Raw genomic sequence first — 18,940 nt, forward strand, 5'->3', positions numbered from 1 at the left:
CCTATTTAACAGCTTTCCATTCACTTACAGCGGGTTAATCCTGTCCTTGATTGTACTCCCCAGGATTTCCCATGCCGTTGCTTCAGCTCCTTCTTCTCGCGATTATTCAGGGTATTACCGAGTTTCTTCCCATCTCCTCCTCCGGTCACCTGATTCTTCTGCCCGCGCTGTCGGGCATGCAGGACCAGGGGCAGGTGATCGATGTGGCGGTCCACGTGGGCACCCTCGGCGCGGTTGTGCTCTACTTCTGGGCAGATGTCCGCGACGCCATCGGCGGGCTACCGCTGCTCATACGCGGCCGGACCGACACGCCGGGCAGCCGGCTGGCCTTCCTTCTGATCGTGGCGACGATCCCCGGCATCCTCTTCGGCCTGTTCCTGGCGATGACCGGGATTGACGATCTGCTGCGCTCGGCGGCCGTGATCGGCTGGACGATGCTGGGCTTCGGCGTGCTGCTGTGGATCGCTGACCGGCGCGGCGACAGCGGGCGTCCTGCAGCGGACTGGACGCTGAAGGATGCGATCGTCCTGGGGCTGTGGCAGGCCATCGCCCTGATCCCCGGCACCTCGCGGTCGGGCATCTGCATCACCGGGGCGCTGTTCGGCGGCTTCGAGCGTCAGGCGGCGGCCAAGATCTCGATGCTGATGTCGATCCCGATGATCTTGGCCAGCGCGGCCTACCTGTCGGGCGAGGTGATCGCCACCGCCGACAGCCAGGCCGCGATCAGCGGCGCCATTGCCGCCGTCTTCGCCTTCCTCTCGGCCTTGGTGGCCCTGACGCTGATGATGCGGCTGCTGAGGTCGGTCAGCTTCACCCCCTACGTGATCTACCGTCTCGCCCTGGGCAGCTTCCTGCTGTGGTGGGCCTACGCCTGACGCCACCCCGGCCCGCCAACGGAAAAGCCCGGCCAGTGGCCGGGCTTTCGCATGTCGTCGGAACGCTGGCGCGTTCAGGCGTTCAGATCAGGCCTTGAGGTTCTGGGCCGAGTCCTTGATCGCCGCGTACTGACCGGAGGGACGGTAGGCCCACATGTAGTCGGGCAGCACCGCTTCGGGGGCAGCCGGGTCGATCCCCAGATCGGCAAAGGTCTTGGCCTCGCCGGTCACCACGTTGTCGTGGCGCAGCTGTTTCACTTGGTCGCTGGTCAGCACGCTGTTGGTCACCAGGCCGAGGGTGATCGATTCCACCAGACCCAGGACGCTGGCCATCACGCTGCCGACCCAGAAGGGAAGCGCCAGCACGCCGCGGCGGCGGTGGATCACGCCGAACATCTCCTTCATCCAGCCGCGGAAGGTCTTCACCTCCGGGCCGCCCAGCTCGTAGATGCCGCCCGGAGCCTGACCCAGCACACCCATCACGGCGGCGGCGGCGACGTCATCCACCCAGACCGGCTGGAACTTGGTGTCGGCTCCGATCACCGGCACCACGGGCGCGCGGCTGGCCATCTTGCCGAACCGGTTGAAGAACTTGTCCTCGTAGCCGAAGATCACCGAGGGACGCAGGATCATCGCCTCGGGGTAGGCGGCCAACACGGCGGCCTCGCCCTCGCCCTTGGACCGGGCGTACCCGCTTTCCCCCTCGGCATCGGCACCCAGGGCGGAGATATGCACCAGGCTGGCCACGCCCTGCGCCGCGGCGACACGGGCGATTCGCCCTGCCCCTTCGGCCTGCACGGCGTCGAAGTTGTTCTTTCCCTTGGCGGCGAAGGTGCCGACGCAGTTCACCACCGCGTCAGAGCCACGCATCGCGACCTCGACCGAGGCATCGTCGCGGATGTTGCAGAACACGGGCTCCACCTGGCCCACGGCGCCATAGGGGCGCACGAAACCCGCCAGCGCGGGGTTGCGCACGGCGACGCGCACGCGCCAGCCCTGCTGCGCCATGCGCCGGGCGATGTAACGGCCGACGAATCCCGACCCGCCGAAAATGGTGACAAGCTTCGATTTGGGCATGGACGTACCTCCGGCTGATCGAATTCCTCTCGTTCCTAGCCCCGCTTTCCCTTGCACACAAGGCGGTTGGCAGCTTTGTCGAAATCACTTTCACAAAATGCTCAAAAACCTCGTTGACACCCCCGGACACACCCCATATATCGCCCCTCACGACACCGGCCCAGGTGGCGGAATTGGTAGACGCGCTAGCTTCAGGTGCTAGTGTCTGTATGGACGTGGAGGTTCGAGTCCTCTCCTGGGCACCATTACTCAAAGCCCCGTGAAGCCCTTGGTTTCGCGGGGCTTTTTGTTGTCTACAGCGCCCGCGCACCAGCGAAAAAGGGCAGAGATACCCCCCTGCCCTTCGCCAGTTTTCCAAGGTGCTGACGCTCAGGCGATGCTCTTGTCCGACCCGTCCGCCACGCCGCGCGTCCAGTAGCCCGCGGCCTTCATCCGGGTCAGCGGGTGACCCCGTTCTTCCAGCACATTGCGCAGGGCACGGGCCACCGTCGCCTCGGCGGCGATCCAGGCATAAAGCCCCTCGGTCAGCTCGACCTCCGCCAGGGCGGGCAGAATCGGATCGACCAGATGCGCCTGGTCCTCGGGCCGGTGGATCCAGCGAATCTCCACCTCCGCCGCGCTGTCAAAGCTTTGTTCGTCCGCCGCGCCCGGCACTGCAATCAGCGCGGTAACCTTTTGGCCCGCCTCCAGCCCCTCGATCCGGCGCGCGATGGCCGGCAGGGCAGTCTCATCCCCGATCAGCAGCCACTCCTGCGGGCCGCTGACCACCTGGCTGCCGCGCGGGCCGCCCACGGTCAGTTCGTCACCCGGCTGCGCCGCGATGGCCCAGGCGGTGGCGGGGCCGGCCTCGTGCACGGCGAAATCCAGCACCAGTCGCTGCGCGTCATTGTCGTAGCTGCGCGGAGTGTATTCCCGCATCACCGGCGCCTCCTCGCCCTCCGCGGGGAAGATCAGCTTCACGTGATCGTCCACGCCGGGCGAGGCGAAATCGGCCAGGTCCGCGCCGCCGAAGGTCAGGCGCAGCATGTGCGGGGTCAGTTCTTCCTTCTCCAGCAGCGTCAGCGGGCGCCGCTTCAGCTCATGCCGGATACGTTCGATGGTCACGGGGGTTTGCTCGTTCGCCATCTCGGTCCTCTCGTGTCGTGAGTTCTCTCCCTCGGGACCTGCGTCCAGTGGCCGGACCTGTCGGGACCGGGTGCCGCGTCAGGCGGGGTCGCGCGCAGGGTCGCGCAAAACGCGGCCCGCCGCCATGGGGAATTGCGTGTGCCAGCCGCGCCTGCCCCCTGCGCAGGGGCAGAGCGGGCAGCAAAAAGCCCCCCGGCCCGTCAGGGCCGGAGGGCGAAGCACAGGGCGCAGCCCCGGATGGATCAGCCGAAGACGCGGGTCAGGGCCACGTCGATGGCGCCCACGATCTCGTCGATGTTGTCCTTCGTGGCGATCAGCGCGGGCGACAGGCAAAGCGTGTTGTTGAACCCGGGCAGCGAGCGGTTGGTGACCCCGATCATCACACCCTGGGCGCCGCATTCCGCCACGACCTTCTGGGCCAGCTTCTCGGCCACCGGCTCCTTCGTGCCGCGATCCGCGACCAGCTCGGTCCCCAGGAACAGGCCCTTGCCGCGCACGTCGCCGACGACGGCATGCTTGTCCTTCAGCTCTTCCAGCTTCTCCAGGCAGTAGTCGCCCATGGCCGTGGTGTTTTCCAGCAGGCCCTCACGCTCGATGATCGCCAGGTTTTCCAGCGCGGCAGCAGGGCCGGCGGTGCAGCCGCCGAAGGTGCTGATGTCGCGGAAGTAGTTCAGCGGATCCTCGGCATCGTCCTTGAACAGGTTGAACACCTCTTCGGTGGTTACGCAGCAGGCAATGGCGGCGTAGCCAGAGGCGACGCCCTTGGCCATGGTCACGAAGTCGGGCTTGATGCCGTAGTGCTGGTACCCGAACCAGGTGCCGGTCCGGCCGACACCGCAGACCACCTCGTCGATGTGCAGCAGCACGTCGTATTTCTTGCAGATCTCCTGCACCCGCTCCCAGTAGCCCTTGGGCGGAACGATCACGCCGCCGCCGGCGGTCACGGGTTCCAGGCAGATGGCGCCGACGGTGTCGGGGCCTTCGCGCAGGATCACCTCCTCGATCGCGTCAGCCGCGCGCTCGCCGTAGTTCTCGACGTCCCACTGCTTGCGGTACTCCAGGCAATGCGGGACCTCGACGAAACCGGGCGTCAGGGGGCCGTACTGCATGTGGCGTTCCGGCTGGCCGCAGGCCGACAGGGCGGCGATGGTGGTGCCGTGGTAGTCGCGTTCGCGGAACAGGATCTTGGTCTTCTTGCCGCCATAACGCTTGTGCGCGATCTGGCGCACCATCTTGAAGGCCTTCTCGTTCGCTTCGGACCCAGAGTTGCAGTAGTAGACGCGGCTGAGGCCCGGCATCTTTTCGATCAGCTTTTCCGAGAACAACGCGCCGGGGATCGAGCCCGCGGAACCGGCGAAATAGTTCAGCTTCACCAACTGTTCACGCACGGCATCGGCGATGGATTCGCGGCCATAGCCCACGTTGACGGTCCAGACCCCGCCGGAGACGGCATCGAGGTAACGGGTGCCCTTGGCGTCCCAGACATGGATGCCCTTGCCCTCGACGATCACGCGCGGATCGGAGGTTTCAAAGGGTTTGTGCTGGGTCAGGTGGTGCCAGACATGGGCCTTGTCGGCGGCCACCACATCACTGATGTCGTTGTCGTACATGAATATAACTCCCGGTTGGGTCCTTACCGTCACAAAGCCGCGTGCCGCGCGCTCGCGACAGGTCCAGCCGACACGAATACATGGGTCCACGGACTTGTCCACGCCCGGATCTTGGGCGAAACCGTTGGCAGGCGAACTTCCCCGCGCGAAACGTCATGTATCATGTCCCTCCGCACCGGCTATGATCCGGCGAGATAGGACCAACACCCATGCTAACCATCATCACCCGGGAAAGCGAAGAGCCGATCCAGTCGCAGCTGAGGCGCCGGATCGTCGAGTCGATCCACTCAGGGCAGATGCAGCTGGGACAGAAGATGCCCCCCTCGCGGCAGCTGGCCGGTCAGCTTGGCATCGCGCGCAACACGGTCACGGCGGTCTACGAGGAGCTGGTGGCGCGCGGCTACCTCGATTCCGTGCCGCGGCGCGGGGTCTTCGTCGCCCGCGACCTGCCGCCCGAACCGGCGAACCAGCCCGAGCCCGCCCCCGGCACCGGCCCGGATTGGGAGGCGCGGCTGAAACAGCGCCCCTCGCGGCTGCGCCATATCATCAAGCCCTCGAACTGGCAGGACTACGCCTTTCCCTTCGTCTACGGGCAGGTCGATCCCTCGCTCTTTCCGATCAACACCTGGCGCACCTGTTCCCGCGACGCGCTTGGCCGGTCGGCCATCGACTGGTGGACCGCCGACCGCGCGGTGGAGGATGATCCGCTGCTGGTCGAGCAGATCCGCACCCAGATCCTGCCGCAGAGAGGCATCTACGCGAAGCCCGAGGAGATCCTGATCACCCTGGGCACGCAGGAAGGGCTGTATCTGCTGGCCCGCCTGCTCGCACGCCCCGGCACCCGCGTGGGCTGTGAAATGCCGGGCTATCCCGACAGCCGCAACATCATGGCCGCCGAAGGCGCTGACATCACCGACCTGCCCATCGACGGCGAGGGCGCTCGCCTGCCCGACACCCCGCTGGACCTGGCGGTACTGACGCCGGCGCATCATTGCCCGACGATGGTGCCCATGTCCCCCGAACGCCGCCTGGCGACCCTGGCGCGGGCACGCCGCGATGGCACCGTGCTGATCGAGGATGACTACGAGGGCGAAACGGCCAGCGCCGGCGACCAGACCACGCTGAAAAGCCTCGATAACTCCGGCCATGTCGCCTACCTGGGCACGCTGTCCAAGGTGCTGGCGCCCGGCGTGCGCCTGGGGTTCATGGTGGCCGCCCCCGCCCTGGTGGAGGAGGCCCGCTGGCTGCGCCGGCTGATCCACCGCTCGGCCCCGCTGAACAACCAGCGCACCGCCGGGATCTTCCTGGCCGAAGGGCACTACCTGGCCCTGCAACGCTCCCTGCGGGCCGCGCTGGACCATCGCCACACCAAGGTGGTCGAGGGCTGCGACCGCTACCTGCCCAATTTCCGCCGCGCGGGCACCCACGGCGGGTCCTCTGTCTGGCTGGAATGCCCGCCCGGTGTCGACGCCCGGGCCCTGTTCACCGCCGCCTGTGCGCGCGGGGTGCTGTTCGAATCCGGCGACCCCTTCGTGCCCGAGGACCAGGCGGGTCGCTTCCTGCGACTCGGCATCTCCTACATCGACGAGCGCAAGATCGATGCAGGGCTCGCCGAGTTGGGCCGCGCCGTGCGCGATCTGTGATCCGCACACACCCCTGACATGAAACGGATTTGCGCTGGCCCAACCCATGGGACCGGGCTGGCCCTGTCTGGCGCAGCCTCCCCTGCCTAGGTTGCAGAAAAAATCGACCAACAGGACTCTCTCCCCATGACCTCCTCCCCAGCGACATCCTCCGCCGTGACCATCTTCAAGGCGGCCCGCATCCGCACCATGAACCCCAACCGGGCGCTGGCCACCCATGTGGCCGTGCGCGACGGCCGCATCCTGGCCGTGGGCGATGCCACCGATTGCGCCGCCTGGCAGGCGACCTGGGACTGCACCCTGGATGAGCGTTTCGCCCAGCGCACCCTGATGCCCGGCTTCGTCGAGGCCCATGGCCACACCATGGAAGGCTCTCTTTGGAACAACCTGTTCCTCGGCTACTTCGAGCGCACAGCGCCCAATGGCCATGTCGAGGGCGGGCTGAAAAGCATCGAGGCCGTGGTCGAGAAGCTGAAGGAAGAGGAGGCGAAGCTGACCGATCCCGACCAGGCGCTGGTCGCCTGGGGGTTCGACCCGATCTACTACAGCGAGCGGATGACCCGCAGACACCTGGATGCCGTTTCGGCCACCCGTCCGATCGTCATCATGCATGCCTCGCTGCACCTGCTGAACGTCAACACGCCGGTCATGGAACGCGGCAACATGCTGGGCCAGAGCAACGTCGAGGGCATCCTGCGCGACGCCGAGGGCGTGGAGACGGGTGAGCTGCAGGAAATGGCGGCGATGAACATGGCCGCCCGCGTGGTGGGCGAGGCGATGGCGGTGCGCGATGTCGATGCCGACACCCTGCGCACCTATGGTCGCGCCGCCGTCAACGCCGGCGTCACCACCACCACCGACCTGCACCAGCGCCTGAACGACGACTCGCTGGCCGCCTTCCTGTCGGTCACCAGGGAGGCGGATTTCCCCATCCGCATCGTGCCCGCCCTGGGCGCCATCCAGTGGGCGCTGGACGAGGGCATCGCCCGCGCGCGGGAGCTGAAGACGCAGGGCAATGACCGGCTCTACATGGGGCTGGTGAAGATCATGACCGACGGCTCGATCCAGGGCTTCACCGGACGACTGAAATGGCCGGGCTATCACAACGGGGCGCCGAACGGGCTATGGAACGTGCCGCCGGCGCAGCTGAAGGCGATGATCCTGGCCTACCACGAGGCCGGCATGCAGATGCATTGCCACGTCAACGGCGACCAGGCGTCCGAGTTCGTGATCGACGTGATGGAAGAGGCGCTGACCAAGGCCCCGCGCCCGGACCACCGCCACGTGCTGCAGCACTGCCAGATGGCGGACCGGGCGCAGTTCCGGCGGATGAAGGCGCTTGGCCTCTCGGCCAACCTCTTTGCCAACCACATCTTCTACTGGGGCGAACAGCACTATGCGCTCACCATGGGACCCGACAAGGCGCGGCGCATGGATGCCTGCGGCACGGCCCTGGCTGAAGGGGTGCAGTTCTCGGTCCATTGCGACGTGCCAGTGACGCCGCTGAACCCGCTGTTTACCGCCTGGTGCGCCGTCAACCGGCTGACCAGTGAGGGCCGCATCATGGGGCCGGAGGAATGCCTGCCCGTCGAGGAGGCGTTGAAGGCGATCACCATCGGCGCCGCCTACCAGCTGAAGCTCGACCACCTCGTGGGCTCGATCGAGGTCGGCAAGTTCGCCGATTTCGCCGTGCTGGACAGCGACCCCGCCGAGGTGGAGCCGATGAAACTGCGCGAGGTGCGTGTTCTGGGCACCATCAGCGCGGGCCAGTGGTACCAAAGCGCGATCCCCCTGGATCAGGCGCCGGTGCCTGATGTCACGATCCCCGACGCGCCGGTGCCCGCATGACGCCACCCCTGAACGTCGCCGCCCGGCCCGCGCCCGGCCTGATCCCGGTCACCGTGATCGGCGGCTTCCTCGGCTCCGGCAAGACCACGCTGGTCAACCGGATCCTGGCGGCCGCCACCACCCGCATCGCCGTGCTGGTCAACGATTTCGGCGACATCAACGTGGATGCCGCGCTGATCCGCTCGGACGACGGGCTGACACTGGAGCTGTCGGGCGGCTGCATCTGCTGTTCGATGGCCGAGGGCATCGGACCCGCCCTGGTCGCGGCGATGGAAAAGGGCCCCGACGAGATCCTGATCGAGGCCTCGGGCGTGGGCGAACCGCGCCGCGTGGCCGAATTCGCCCTGCTGGAACGCGGGCTGAAACTGGACATGGTGGTGACCATGGCCAACGCGGTGGAGCTGGCGGCGCAGCTTGATGACCCTCTGATCGGCGACACCGTGGCGCGCCAGTTCGACGGCGCCGACCTGGTGGTGCTGAACCACGTGGATGCCGCCGGTGACGCCCGCCTGGCCGAGGCCCGCGCCGCCCTGCGCCGCCTTGCCCCGGGCAAGACCGTGGCCGAAACCACCCGCGCCGCCCTGCCGATGGAGCTGCTGGCCGGTTCCACCCTGTCGCTGCTGTCGGCCCCGCAGGGCGATCCGATGGCCCATGATCATGTCTTTCACCGTTACCGGGTCGACACCGCCCCCCTGCCCCGCCCCGCGCTGGAGGCCGCGCTGGACGCCCTGCCCGCAGATCTGCTGCGGCTGAAAGGCTGGGTGGACATCACCGGCGAAGGCCCCGCCCTGCTGCAATGGGTCGCCGGCCGATGGGAGCTGATCCCCGGTTCAGATGCACAGGAATCAGGCACGCACCTGGTCGGCATCGGCACCCAGCCCGATCTGGACCTGACCGGACTTCTCTCTGGCAAGCCGCTGAAAACAGGACAATAACTCCCCGGATTGCGCCTCTGGCCCCATCCGGTTTTCATTTTCGCCCCGCGTGGCCCCATGCAATGCCGCCCTCTGGCCCAAGCCGGGGGCAGATGACCCAAGGACAACGAAAGAATGACCGATACACCCCTTCTGCCCCAGGATCCCGAGGCGCTGATCGCCTCCTACGCCGGTGTGAACCTGGTGGGCGGCGAGAAACGCGCCACCGCCGCCACCCTGGCGGTGCTGAACCCCGCCACCGGGGCCGAGATCGGCCAGGCCGCCGCGTCCTCGGCCGAGGAAACCGCCGCCGCCGTCGAGGTGGCCGCCGCGGCCTTCCCCGCCTGGACCCAGGTGCCGGCGCGTGAGCGGGGCAAGCTGGTCGGCGCCGCCGCCCGCGCCATGACGGCAGAGGCCGAGGTGATCGCCCAGGCCCTGGCCCGAGAAACCGGCAAGGCCATCCGCACCGAATGCCGGGGCGAGGTGAAGACCGCCATCGACATCCTGGAGTTCTACTCCGGCCTGGGCTCCGAGCTGAAGGGCGAGACGGTGCCCTTCCACCCCCGGTCCCTGACCATGACCACCCGCGAACCGCTGGGTGTCGTGGGCGCGATCCTGCCCTGGAACGTGCCGCTGGTCCTGATGATGCTGAAGATCGCGCCCGCCCTGGTCGCCGGGAACACCGTGGTGGTGAAAGCCTCGGAAGAGGCACCCTATGCCACCTATGCGATGATCGAGATCCTCTCGCGCCACCTGCCCGCAGGCGTGGTCAACGTCATCAACGGCACCGGCCCGGCCTGTGGCGCGCCGCTCTGCGCACACCCCAAGGTCGCCAAGATCACCTTCACCGGCTCCGAGGCCGTGGGCCAGACCGTTTACGAGGCCGCCGCGAAGAAGATCATCCCCGTGTCGCTGGAACTGGGTGGCAAGTCCCCGATGATCATCTGCGAGGATGCAGACCTCGACAAAACCGTTGCGGGCGCCATCTCCGGCATGCGCTTCACCCGGCAGGGGCAAAGCTGCACCGCCGCCAGCCGCATCTACGTCCATGCCTCCCTGATGGACGCCTTCATGGAGAAACTAACCGCCGAGCTGGACAAGCTGGTGATCGGTGACCCGATGGACGAGGCAACGGACGTAGGCACCATCATCAACGCCAAGCAGGCGAAGGTCATCACCGACTACGTGGCGCAGGCCGAAGCGACCCCGGGCGCGAAGGTCATCCGTTGCGGCACCGCGCCCGAGGGCGCGGACCTGGCGCCGGAGCTCTTCATGCAGCCGACCCTGTTGCTGGACCTGCCCGAGGATCATCCCTGCGTGATGAACGAGATCTTCGGCCCCGTCGCCTTCATCGCCGCCTGGGACGACTACGAGGACGTGATCGCCAAGGCCAACGCCACCCACTACGGGCTGGCGGCCTCGGTCTGGACAAAATCCCTGTCGGTGGCGCTGGACAGCACGGCGCGGCTGAACGCGGGCTATGTGCAGGTGAACCAGAACCTGACCATCCAGCCCAACGTCTCCTACGGCGGTTTCGGGCGGTCGGGCCTGGGCAAGGAAGCCTCTCTGGAGGCGATGCTGGCGCATTTCACCCGGTCGAAAACCATCGTGATGAACTTCGACTGATGGAGGTCTACGCCCTCATATGCGCGACGACCTTCGCCGCCGCGGTCCTGAGGGGGCTGACGGGCTTCGGCTTCGCGCTGGCCGCCGTGCCGGCGCTGAGCCTCTTCCTGCCGCCCGCCCGCGCGGTGACCATCGCGATCCTGCTGCAATGCATGGTGGGGCTGCGCGACATCCTCAGCACACGGGGGCTGGTGATGTACCGCACGCTTGGGATCATGGCGATCGGCGCAGTGGTCGGCACGCCCCTCGGCCTCTGGGGGCTGACGCAGCTGTCGCCGGACGTGATGCGCGTGGTGCTGGCGGTGATCGTGGCCATCGGCCTGGCCGCCCTGCTGCTGAAGATCCGCCTGCCCAGCGGGCCCGGCCCGGCCATCGGTGCAGGCCTGACCGCCGGCGTCTTCTCGGGCCTCGCCGCCATGCCCGGGCCGCCCGCCATCGCCTATTTCCTTGGCACCGACACGCCCGCGAAGAACACCCGCGCCTCGGCCATGGTATTCTTCTTCCTGACCTCCCTGATGGCCCTTCCGGGGCTGTGGCTTGCGCAGAATATCGACGTGCAGGTCTTCACCCAGGCCCTGATCGCCCTGCCCGCCCTGCTGGTCGGCACCTGGGCGGGGGGCCGTGCCTTCGCCCGGCTGGGCGAGGGCGGATACCGGCTGGCCGCCATCGGCCTGCTGGGTATCACCGCCGCCGTGACCGCCCTGCGCGGGATCGGGGGTCTTCTCTAAAATCAAGAAACCAAATAACAAACCTCTCCCAACAGGAACGCAGCCATGAAACTCCTCAAGACATCCACTCTCGCCGGGGCCCTTGCCCTGGGCCTGAGCGCCGGTTTCACCCCGGCCTTCGCCGACACGCTGGTCGTCGGCACCACCCAGACCCCGCGCCATTTCAACGGCGCCATCCAATCCGGCATCGCCACCTTCATGGCCACCGCGCAGGTCTTCGCCTCGCCGCTGAAATATGATGCCGAATGGAACCCCGAACCCTACCTGGCCGAAAGCTGGGAAACCTCCGAGGATGGCCTGTCGGTCACCCTGCACCTGCGCGACGGCGTGACCTTCCACGATGGCGAGCCACTGACCTCGGCGGATGTGAAATTCTCGATCGAGACGATCAAGGAAAACCACCCGTTCCAGACCATGCTGGCCCCGGTGACCGAGGTCGAGACCCCCGATGACCTGACCGCGGTGATCCACCTGGCGAACCCGCACCCGGCGCTGATGCTGGCCATGTCGCCCGCGCTGATGCCGATCATCCCCGAGCACGTCTATGGCGAAGGAAACATCCAGGAAAACCCGGCCAACCTGTCGCCCGTCGGATCGGGTCCGTTCAAGTTCGTCGAATACCAGCAGGGGGATTTCTACCGGCTGGAGAAGAACGAGGACTTCTTCCTCGACGGTCTGCCGAAGATGGACGAGGTGATCGTGCAGATCATCGGCGACCAGGCCAACCTGACCCTCTCGGCCGAACGCGGTGACGTCGACATGGTGCCCTTCATGTCCGCCATCCGCGACGTGCAGCGACTGGAAAAGGCCGATGGCGTCAGCGTTTCCGATGACGGCTACGATGCCATCGGCCCGCTGAACTGGATCGCCTTCAACACCCAGAAGCCGCCCTTCGACGACGTGCGCGTGCGCCAGGCCATCGGCTATGCGATGAACAAGGACTTCATCCTGGAACGCCTGCTGGGCGGCGTGGCCAAGGACTCCGTGGGGCCGATCACCGCGACCTCGCCCATGGCCACCGACGAGGTGGAAGCCTACGACTTCGACCTGGAAAAGGCCGCCGCCCTTCTGGATGAGGCCGGCCTGGCGCCCGACGCCGACGGCGTGCGTTTCACCGCCACGATGGACTTCATCCCCGGCATGGCCGAGATGGGCCGCAACATGGCGGAATACATGCGTACTCAGCTGCGGCCCCTGGGCATCGAGGTGGAGGTGCGCACCGCGCCGGACTTCCCCACCTGGGCCCAGCGCATCGCATCCTATGATTTCGACATGACCGAGGACAGCGTCTACAACTGGGGCGACCCGGTGATCGGGGTGCACCGCACCTACCTGACCTCGAACATCCGCGAGGGCGTGATCTGGTCCAACACCCAGCGGTATTCCAACCCGGAGGTGGACGCCCTGCTGGAACAGGCCGCCGTGGAAACCGACCCGGAGGCCCGCGCGGAACTCTACAAGACGTTCCAGCAGATCGTCGTGGCCGACGCGCCGATCCTCTTCATCAACGAGGTGCCCTTCTACACCGCCTACAATGACGGGCTGACCGGGCTGCCGCAGACCATCTGGGGCGCCGTGTCGCCCTGGGACGAAGTCGAGTGGACTGAATAAGCCCGCTCCCTGCCCGGCCCGCGACTGCTCCCCCGCGGGCCGGGTGCCTCACTCCAGCCTTCTCCCCCTGCCAGAGGTGCTTTCATGCCTCCCCTCGTCAAACGCCTTGCCTCCGCCATCGGCCTGCTGGTCGCGGTGCTGGTGCTGAACTTCCTGCTGATCCAGATGGCGCCGGGTGATCCCGTCGAGGTCATCGTCGGCGAGATGGGCGGCGCCTCGGAAGAGCTGATCGCCCGGCTGCGCGCCGAATACGGTCTCGACAAGCCGGTCATCGTACAGCTTGGCCTCTACCTGTCGAAGGTCGTCACCGGCGATTTCGGCTACTCCTACTACTTCAACCAGCCGGTGCTGAGCCTGATCCTGCAACGGCTGCCCGCCACCATCCTGCTGGTCGTGTCGTCACTGATGATCGCCGTGGTCGTGGGTACGCTGATGGGGATCTATTCGGCGCGCAAACCGAAAGGTCTGCTGTCGCATTTCGTCACCATCTTCTCCCTCGTGGGCTATGCCGCGCCGGTCTTCTGGACCGGGCTGATGCTGCTGATCCTCTTCGCCTCGGTCTTTCCGATCTTCCCGGTCTCGGGGATGCAGAACGTGCGCGGGTCTGAGACTTGGATCGGTGCCGTCCTGGATGTGCTGCACCACCTGGTGCTGCCCTCGGTGACGCTGGCCTCGATCTACATCGCAACCTATTCGCGCCTCTCGCGCGCCTCCATGCTGGACGTGCTGGGATCCGACTATATCCGCACCGCGCGGGCCAAGGGGCTGAACGAACGCCGGGTGATCTTCGGCCATGCCCTGCGCAACGGGCTGATCCCCGTCGTGACCATGGTGGGTCTGCAATTCGGCCAGCTGTTCGCCGGTGCCGTGCTGGTGGAAACGGTGTTCAACTGGCCGGGCCTCGGGCGGCTGGCCTATGAAAGCATCCTGCGCCGCGACTATCCGACGATCCTGGCCATCCTCTTCTTCTCCGCCATCCTCGTCATGGTCGCCAACATCCTGACCGACCTGGCCTACGGGCGCATCGACCCCCGCATCGGGGGCGGCCGCCGCAAACCCTCCAAACCCAAAGGAGCGGCCCAATGACGGAGACGACCTCCGCCCGCACCACCGCTGCGCCCGAGGCCACGGGGCCGAAACCCGCGCATCCGGCGCTGGAGTTCCTGCGCGCCTTCGCCCGCAACCAGTCCGCGATCATCGGGCTGATCCTGCTGGCGATCGTGCTGGGCACCACCTTCCTCGGCCCGGTCTTCTACGACGTGGATCCCTATTCCATGGTCGACATGCCCTTCGTCGCGCCGGGCGGGGACTATGCGCCGCTTGGCACCGACTACCTGGGCCGCGACATGCTGGCCGGGATCATCGAAGGGGGCCGCGCGACGCTCGCCGTGGGGGCTGCCGCCGCAGTGATCTCGGTGGTGATCGGCATCCTGATCGGATCGCTCGCCGGCTATTTCGGCGGCTGGATCGACGCGGCGCTGATGAAGGTGACCGAGTTCTTCCAGATCCTGCCCACACTGCTGCTGGCCATGGTGCTGGTGACGATCTTCGGCGCGACGCTGGTGACGATCACCATCGCCATCGGCGCGGTCAGCTGGCCGCAGGTCGCCCGCCTGGCCCGGGCCGAGTTCATGAAGATCCGGAAACTGGACTACGTGCAGGCCGCCCGCACCGCCGGCGCCCGCGACGCCTACCTGATCTTCCGCGTGATCCTGCCCGCCGCCCTGCCGCCGCTGGTGGTCGCCGCAGGCCTGGCCGTGGGTGCCGCGATCCTCTTCGAGGCCGGCATGTCCTTTCTGGGCCTCGGCGATCCCAACACCATGTCCTGGGGCCTGATCATCGGCCAGAACCGCAACTATCTGCTGGACGCCTGGTGGACGGTGACCCTGCCCGGCGTGGCGATCTTCATCACCGTCCTGGCGATCAGCCTCGTCGGTGACGGCATCAACGACGCCCTGAACCCCAAGCTGCGGAGGCGCTGATGGATCCCGTTCTGGAAATTACCGACCTGAAGGTCGGCGTGGACACCGGCCGCCAGGTGCAGTCCGTGCTGGATGGCGTGTCGCTGAAACTCACCCCCGGCAAGACCCTGGGCGTGGTAGGCGAGTCGGGCTGCGGCAAGTCTATGACCGCGCTGTCGACCATGGGCCTTCTGCCTGACCGCTTCGCCGTCTCAGGCGGGTCGATCAACCTGATGGGCGAGGACCTTCTGGCCGCCAAACCCGCCCGCATGCGCGAGTTGCGCGGCAATGCGATCTCGATGATCTTCCAGGAGCCGATGACGGCCCTGAACCCGGTGCTGACCGTCGAACGCCAGATCGCCGAGGTGGTGGAGTTGCACCAGGGCAAGACCGGCGCCGAAGCCCGCGAGATCGCGCTGGAGATGCTGCGCGCGGTGCAGATCCCCTCGCCCGAGGACCGGCTGGCTGCCTATCCGCATGAACTGTCGGGGGGGATGCGCCAGCGGGTGATGATCGCCATTGCCCTGGCCTGTCGCCCCAAGGTCATCATCGCGGATGAGCCGACCACGGCGCTGGACGTGACCGTTCAGGCGCAGATCTTCCGCCTGCTGCGCGAGCTACAGGAGCAGACCGAAACCGCGATCATGCTGATCACCCACGACCTGGGCGCGGTGGCCGAAATGGCCGATGAGGTCGCCGTGCTTTACGCGGGCAAATGCGTGGAAAGCGGTCCGGTTCGCGAAATCCTCAGCAATCCCTCGCACCCCTATACGCGCGGCCTGATGGCCTGCACCCCGCGCCTGCGTCTGGGCGCGGCGGCCGCATCGGCGGCGGAGGAGGGGCTGGGAGAAATCCCCGGCATGGTGCCGCCCCTGGGCCGTTTCCCCAAGGCCTGCCGCTTCGCCCCGCGCTGCGCCCTCGCCGATGCCCGCTGCCACGCCGAGGCCCCGCCGCTGGTCCCCGCAGGCCCCGATCATTCCGCCCTCTGCTGGCACACCGACAAGATGGAGCAGGTCGCATGACACCCCTCCTCGACGTTCAGGACCTGAAGGTCCACTTCCCGCTGGCCAATGGCAGCACCGTCCACGCCGTCGACGGCGTCAGCTTCCAGGTGAACGAAGGCGACAGTTTCGGCATCGTTGGCGAAAGCGGGTCGGGCAAATCCACCACCGCGCAGGCCCTAATGCGGCTGGTCGATCCGGTGGCCGGATCCATCACCCTGGACAAGCACGACCTGGGCCGGCTTGAGGGCGAGGCCCTGCGCAGCCTCCGGCACATGCTGCAGATGGTGTTCCAGGATCCCTATTCCTCGCTCAACCCGTGGCTGCGGGCGGGGCAGGCCGTGCGCGAACCGCTGGACCTGATGGGCCTCGGCCCGGCCCGGGGCCGGGACAAGCGGGTGGACGAGATGTTCCGCGCCGTGGGCCTGCACCCGGATGCCAAGCGCCTCTTCCCGCACCAGTTCTCCGGCGGGCAGCGGCAGCGGCTGTGCATCGCCCGGGCCATGGTGACGGAACCCCGCCTGATCGTCTGCGACGAGCCGGTCTCGGCCCTCGACGTGGCGATCCAGGCGCAGATCCTGAACCTGCTGAAGAAACTGCAGGCCGAGAAGCACTTGACCTATGTCTTCATCTCCCACGACCTGGCGGTGGTGCAGCACCTGTGCACCCATGTGGCGGTGATGTACCTGGGCGAGTTCGTCGAGACCGCCCCCACCCAGGAGTTGTTTGCCAATGCCAAGCACCCCTATACTTGGTCCCTGATGGCCGCGGCCCTGTCGCCCGACGACACCACGCCCTCGACGGAACGGTTCACCGTGACGGGAGAGCCCCCCTCGCCGATCAACCCGCCGAAGGGCTGCCGGTTTGCCGGGCGCTGTCCCTTCGCCACCGACACCTGCCGGGCCGAGAAACCGCCGGTGAAGACCTTCGCCGAGGGTCACAAGGTCGCCTGCCACTACGCGGGCGAGCTGACGCCGCCGCTGCCGGAACTGGCCGCCCACGCCGCCTGAGGCGCTGTGCAAACCCGCACAGGGGGGCCGGGCCGCACCGCCCGGCCCCACGCCTTTTCCCAAGCTTCATTTGCATCCACGGCCCCGACGCCCTAAGTCATTTCCAGATTTTCAGGGAGCCGCCCCCGTGACCAACCACCTTTACAAGAACGACCTGCCCGACGGGCTGGACCTCGGCCCGGTGGTGGCCATCGACTGTGAAACCATGGGGCTGAACCCGCATCGCGACCGGCTTTGCGTGATCCAGATGTCGGGCGGCGACGGCGACGCGCATATCGTGCAGGTCGCGAAGGGCCAGACCGAGGCGCCGAACCTCTGCCGCATGCTGGAAGATCCGAAGGTGCTGAAGCTGTTCCACTACGGCCGGTTCGACATCGCCGCGATGTTCAACGCCTTCGGTGCCCTGGCCGCGCCGGTCTACTGCACCAAGATCGCCAGCCGCCTGGTGCGTACCTACACCGACCGCCACGGGCTGAAGAACCTGACCCAGGAACTGATCGGCGTCGACATTTCCAAGCAGCAGCAGATGTCGGACTGGGGCGCGGCGGAGCTGACGCCGGCGCAGCTCGACTATGCCGCCTCGGATGTCCTCTACCTGCACCGCCTGCGCGAAAAGCTGGACGAACGGCTGGCGCGCGAGGATCGCACCGAGGTGGCCCAGGCCTGTTTCGACTTCCTGCCCACCCGGGCCAAACTCGACCTCGCGGGCTGGCCCGAGATCGACATCTTCGCCCATTCCTGAGGGTCAGATGGCGCTGAGCGAGTCCTCCCGCACCCGGCTGATAAGCTGGCTGAAGATCGTGCTGCCGCTGGCGGCCATGGCGATCCTGTCGACGCTCTTCCTGATCTCGCGCAGCATCGACCCCCTGGCGGAGATCCCCTATTCCACCGTCGACCTGCGCGACAGCGCCCGCAGCGAACGGGTGACCAAGCCCAGCTTTGCCGGCGCCACCGAGGAGGGCGACATGATCGCCTTCACCGCCGAAAGCGCCCTGCCCCGTGACGGAAACCGCCTGGACGCCAATGAGCTGGCGGCCGAGATCGACTTTGCCAGCGGTGGCAGCGTGGCCGTCCGCGCCGAGGCCGGCCAGATCGACCAGCCCGCCGACACCGCCACCCTGCGCGGCGGGGTGGAGATCACCTCCTCCACCGGCTACCGCGTGGAGACGGAGGCCCTGGCCATCGGCATGCGCCAGACCCGCGCCGAGACCGAGGGCGAGATCCGCGCCGAGGGCCCGCCCGGCACCTTCACCGCCGGCCGCATGCGGCTGAGTACGGATCCCGAGACCGGCAAGGTCTATATGGTTTTCACCGCTGGCGTGAAGCTGATATACGATCCGGGATCCACCCCCGGACCAACCGAGGAGTAACGCCCGTGCCCCGCGTCCAGACCCACGCCCCAACCCCGCGTCGCGGCCGGGCCTTCGCCCGTCCCCTGGCCGCTGCCGCAGGCCTGGTGCTTCTGCTGGCCGCGCCCGGTGTCGCGCAGGAGACGACGGTGCCCTTCGGCACCCAGGCCGACAGCTCCGCCCCGATCGAGGTGCAGTCGGAAACCCTGTCGGTCAGCCAGGACGATGGCGCCGCCATCTTCGAGGGCAACGTGCTGGTGGAGCAGGACAACATGCGCCTGTCGGCGGCCCGCGTCGAAGTGATCTACAACGAAACCCAGTCGCAGATCGCCAGCCTGGCGGCCTCGGGCGGGGTCACCCTGGTCAGCGGCGACGATGCCGCCGAGGCCGAACGTGCCGACTACGACGTGACCTCGGGCGCGCTGGTCCTGTCGGGCGACGTCCTGCTGGTGCGCGGCCCCAGCACCATCGCCTCCGAACGGATGCGTGTGGATGTCGACGCGGGCACCGCCCAGCTGGAAGGGCGCGTGCGCACCTTCCTGTCGCAGGACGGGGACTGACA

Annotated in this window: 17 protein-coding genes and 1 tRNA gene; 15 read left to right on the top strand and 3 right to left on the bottom strand. The window is 67.2% G+C overall.

Going from position 1 to position 18,940, the window contains the following annotated elements; translation table 11 throughout:
- Nucleotides 1–71 precede the first annotated feature (71 nt).
- On the top strand, nt 72–875 hold the full coding sequence (locus CVM50_RS08600) for an undecaprenyl-diphosphate phosphatase (protein ID WP_085889619.1): 804 nt from the start codon (nt 72–74) through the stop codon (nt 873–875).
- An 87-nt stretch (nt 876–962) separates the two neighbouring features.
- On the opposite strand, the gene CVM50_RS08605 is transcribed toward CVM50_RS08600, so the two are convergent.
- The gene (locus tag CVM50_RS08605) at nt 963–1,952 is read right to left on the bottom strand and encodes a complex I NDUFA9 subunit family protein (protein ID WP_085889618.1); all 990 of its coding nucleotides are present in this window, start codon (nt 1,950–1,952) and stop codon (nt 963–965) included.
- Between the two features lie 158 nt (nt 1,953–2,110).
- Here CVM50_RS08605 and CVM50_RS08610 point away from each other — a divergent pair.
- Nucleotides 2,111–2,197: transfer RNA gene (locus tag CVM50_RS08610), tRNA-Leu, on the top strand.
- Between the two features lie 124 nt (nt 2,198–2,321).
- On the opposite strand, the gene CVM50_RS08615 is transcribed toward CVM50_RS08610, so the two are convergent.
- Nucleotides 2,322–3,077 (bottom strand): siderophore-interacting protein, encoded by a 756-nt coding sequence (locus CVM50_RS08615; protein ID WP_085889617.1) that lies wholly within the window; start codon nt 3,075–3,077, stop codon nt 2,322–2,324.
- Between the two features lie 242 nt (nt 3,078–3,319).
- On the bottom strand, nt 3,320–4,687 hold the full coding sequence (locus tag CVM50_RS08620) for an aminotransferase family protein (protein ID WP_085889616.1): 1,368 nt from the start codon (nt 4,685–4,687) through the stop codon (nt 3,320–3,322).
- Between the two features lie 209 nt (nt 4,688–4,896).
- Between CVM50_RS08620 and CVM50_RS08625 the strand changes: the two genes are divergently transcribed.
- The 13 genes from CVM50_RS08625 (at nt 4,897) to CVM50_RS08685 (ending at nt 18,938) form a co-directional block, all read left to right on the top strand.
- Entirely contained in the window at nt 4,897–6,330 is a 1,434-nt protein-coding gene (locus CVM50_RS08625) for an aminotransferase-like domain-containing protein (RefSeq protein WP_085889615.1), read from the top strand.
- Nucleotides 6,331–6,456: 126 nt separating this feature from the next.
- Nucleotides 6,457–8,178, top strand: a complete 1,722-nt coding sequence (locus tag CVM50_RS08630; protein ID WP_085889614.1) for an amidohydrolase — start codon at nt 6,457–6,459, stop codon at nt 8,176–8,178.
- Nucleotides 8,175–9,113 (top strand): CobW family GTP-binding protein, encoded by a 939-nt coding sequence (locus CVM50_RS08635; RefSeq protein WP_085889613.1) that lies wholly within the window; start codon nt 8,175–8,177, stop codon nt 9,111–9,113. Before CVM50_RS08630 ends, CVM50_RS08635 begins: the two co-directional genes overlap by 4 nt.
- Before the next feature lie 114 nt (nt 9,114–9,227).
- Entirely contained in the window at nt 9,228–10,718 is a 1,491-nt protein-coding gene (locus CVM50_RS08640; protein WP_085889612.1) for an aldehyde dehydrogenase family protein, read from the top strand.
- Nucleotides 10,718–11,446: a sulfite exporter TauE/SafE family protein gene (locus CVM50_RS08645; protein WP_085889611.1), complete on the top strand. Its 729-nt coding sequence runs from the start codon at nt 10,718–10,720 to the stop codon at nt 11,444–11,446. Before CVM50_RS08640 ends, CVM50_RS08645 begins: the two co-directional genes overlap by 1 nt.
- Before the next feature lie 45 nt (nt 11,447–11,491).
- Entirely contained in the window at nt 11,492–13,057 is a 1,566-nt protein-coding gene (locus CVM50_RS08650; protein WP_085889610.1) for an ABC transporter substrate-binding protein, read from the top strand.
- 84 nt (nt 13,058–13,141) lie between these two features.
- A complete protein-coding gene (locus CVM50_RS08655) occupies nt 13,142–14,143 on the top strand; it encodes an ABC transporter permease (RefSeq protein ID WP_085889609.1) in 1,002 nt (333 codons plus the stop codon).
- Nucleotides 14,140–15,039: an ABC transporter permease gene (locus CVM50_RS08660; RefSeq protein WP_085889608.1), complete on the top strand. Its 900-nt coding sequence runs from the start codon at nt 14,140–14,142 to the stop codon at nt 15,037–15,039. The genes CVM50_RS08655 and CVM50_RS08660 overlap by 4 nt, the downstream gene beginning before the upstream one ends.
- Complete coding sequence (locus CVM50_RS08665) at nt 15,039–16,040, top strand: ABC transporter ATP-binding protein (protein ID WP_085889607.1); 1,002 nt, start codon at nt 15,039–15,041, stop codon at nt 16,038–16,040. Before CVM50_RS08660 ends, CVM50_RS08665 begins: the two co-directional genes overlap by 1 nt.
- A complete protein-coding gene (locus CVM50_RS08670; RefSeq protein ID WP_085889606.1) occupies nt 16,037–17,029 on the top strand; it encodes an ABC transporter ATP-binding protein in 993 nt (330 codons plus the stop codon). The genes CVM50_RS08665 and CVM50_RS08670 overlap by 4 nt, the downstream gene beginning before the upstream one ends.
- Before the next feature lie 127 nt (nt 17,030–17,156).
- Nucleotides 17,157–17,771: a ribonuclease D gene (locus tag CVM50_RS08675; protein ID WP_085889605.1), complete on the top strand. Its 615-nt coding sequence runs from the start codon at nt 17,157–17,159 to the stop codon at nt 17,769–17,771.
- A gap of 7 nt (nt 17,772–17,778) precedes the next feature.
- Entirely contained in the window at nt 17,779–18,399 is a 621-nt protein-coding gene (lptC, locus tag CVM50_RS08680) for an LPS export ABC transporter periplasmic protein LptC (RefSeq protein WP_085889604.1), read from the top strand.
- Between the two features lie 5 nt (nt 18,400–18,404).
- Nucleotides 18,405–18,938 (top strand): LptA/OstA family protein, encoded by a 534-nt coding sequence (locus tag CVM50_RS08685; RefSeq protein WP_198431875.1) that lies wholly within the window; start codon nt 18,405–18,407, stop codon nt 18,936–18,938.
- The last annotated feature ends 2 nt before the right edge of the window (nt 18,939–18,940 follow it).

This window comes from Pseudooceanicola marinus (assembly GCF_002786295.1).
Classification (GTDB): domain Bacteria; phylum Pseudomonadota; class Alphaproteobacteria; order Rhodobacterales; family Rhodobacteraceae; genus Pseudooceanicola; species Pseudooceanicola marinus.

Bases quoted from the DNA above. Each gene is read 5' to 3' on its own strand.
- CVM50_RS08635 (WP_085889613.1), top strand. From the start codon at position 8,175: ATGACGCCACCCCTGAACGTCGCCGCCCGGCCCGCGCCCGGCCTGATC.
- lptC (WP_085889604.1), top strand. From the start codon at position 17,779: ATGGCGCTGAGCGAGTCCTCCCGCACCCGGCTGATAAGCTGGCTGAAG.
- CVM50_RS08625 (WP_085889615.1), top strand. From the start codon at position 4,897: ATGCTAACCATCATCACCCGGGAAAGCGAAGAGCCGATCCAGTCGCAG.
- CVM50_RS08645 (WP_085889611.1), top strand. From the start codon at position 10,718: ATGGAGGTCTACGCCCTCATATGCGCGACGACCTTCGCCGCCGCGGTC.
- CVM50_RS08615 (WP_085889617.1), bottom strand. From the start codon at position 3,077: ATGGCGAACGAGCAAACCCCCGTGACCATCGAACGTATCCGGCATGAG.
- CVM50_RS08630 (WP_085889614.1), top strand. From the start codon at position 6,457: ATGACCTCCTCCCCAGCGACATCCTCCGCCGTGACCATCTTCAAGGCG.
- CVM50_RS08660 (WP_085889608.1), top strand. From the start codon at position 14,140: ATGACGGAGACGACCTCCGCCCGCACCACCGCTGCGCCCGAGGCCACG.
- CVM50_RS08665 (WP_085889607.1), top strand. From the start codon at position 15,039: ATGGATCCCGTTCTGGAAATTACCGACCTGAAGGTCGGCGTGGACACC.
- CVM50_RS08600 (WP_085889619.1), top strand. From the start codon at position 72: ATGCCGTTGCTTCAGCTCCTTCTTCTCGCGATTATTCAGGGTATTACC.
- CVM50_RS08650 (WP_085889610.1), top strand. From the start codon at position 11,492: ATGAAACTCCTCAAGACATCCACTCTCGCCGGGGCCCTTGCCCTGGGC.
- CVM50_RS08670 (WP_085889606.1), top strand. From the start codon at position 16,037: ATGACACCCCTCCTCGACGTTCAGGACCTGAAGGTCCACTTCCCGCTG.
- CVM50_RS08655 (WP_085889609.1), top strand. From the start codon at position 13,142: ATGCCTCCCCTCGTCAAACGCCTTGCCTCCGCCATCGGCCTGCTGGTC.
- CVM50_RS08605 (WP_085889618.1), bottom strand. From the start codon at position 1,952: ATGCCCAAATCGAAGCTTGTCACCATTTTCGGCGGGTCGGGATTCGTC.
- CVM50_RS08640 (WP_085889612.1), top strand. From the start codon at position 9,228: ATGACCGATACACCCCTTCTGCCCCAGGATCCCGAGGCGCTGATCGCC.
- CVM50_RS08620 (WP_085889616.1), bottom strand. From the start codon at position 4,687: ATGTACGACAACGACATCAGTGATGTGGTGGCCGCCGACAAGGCCCAT.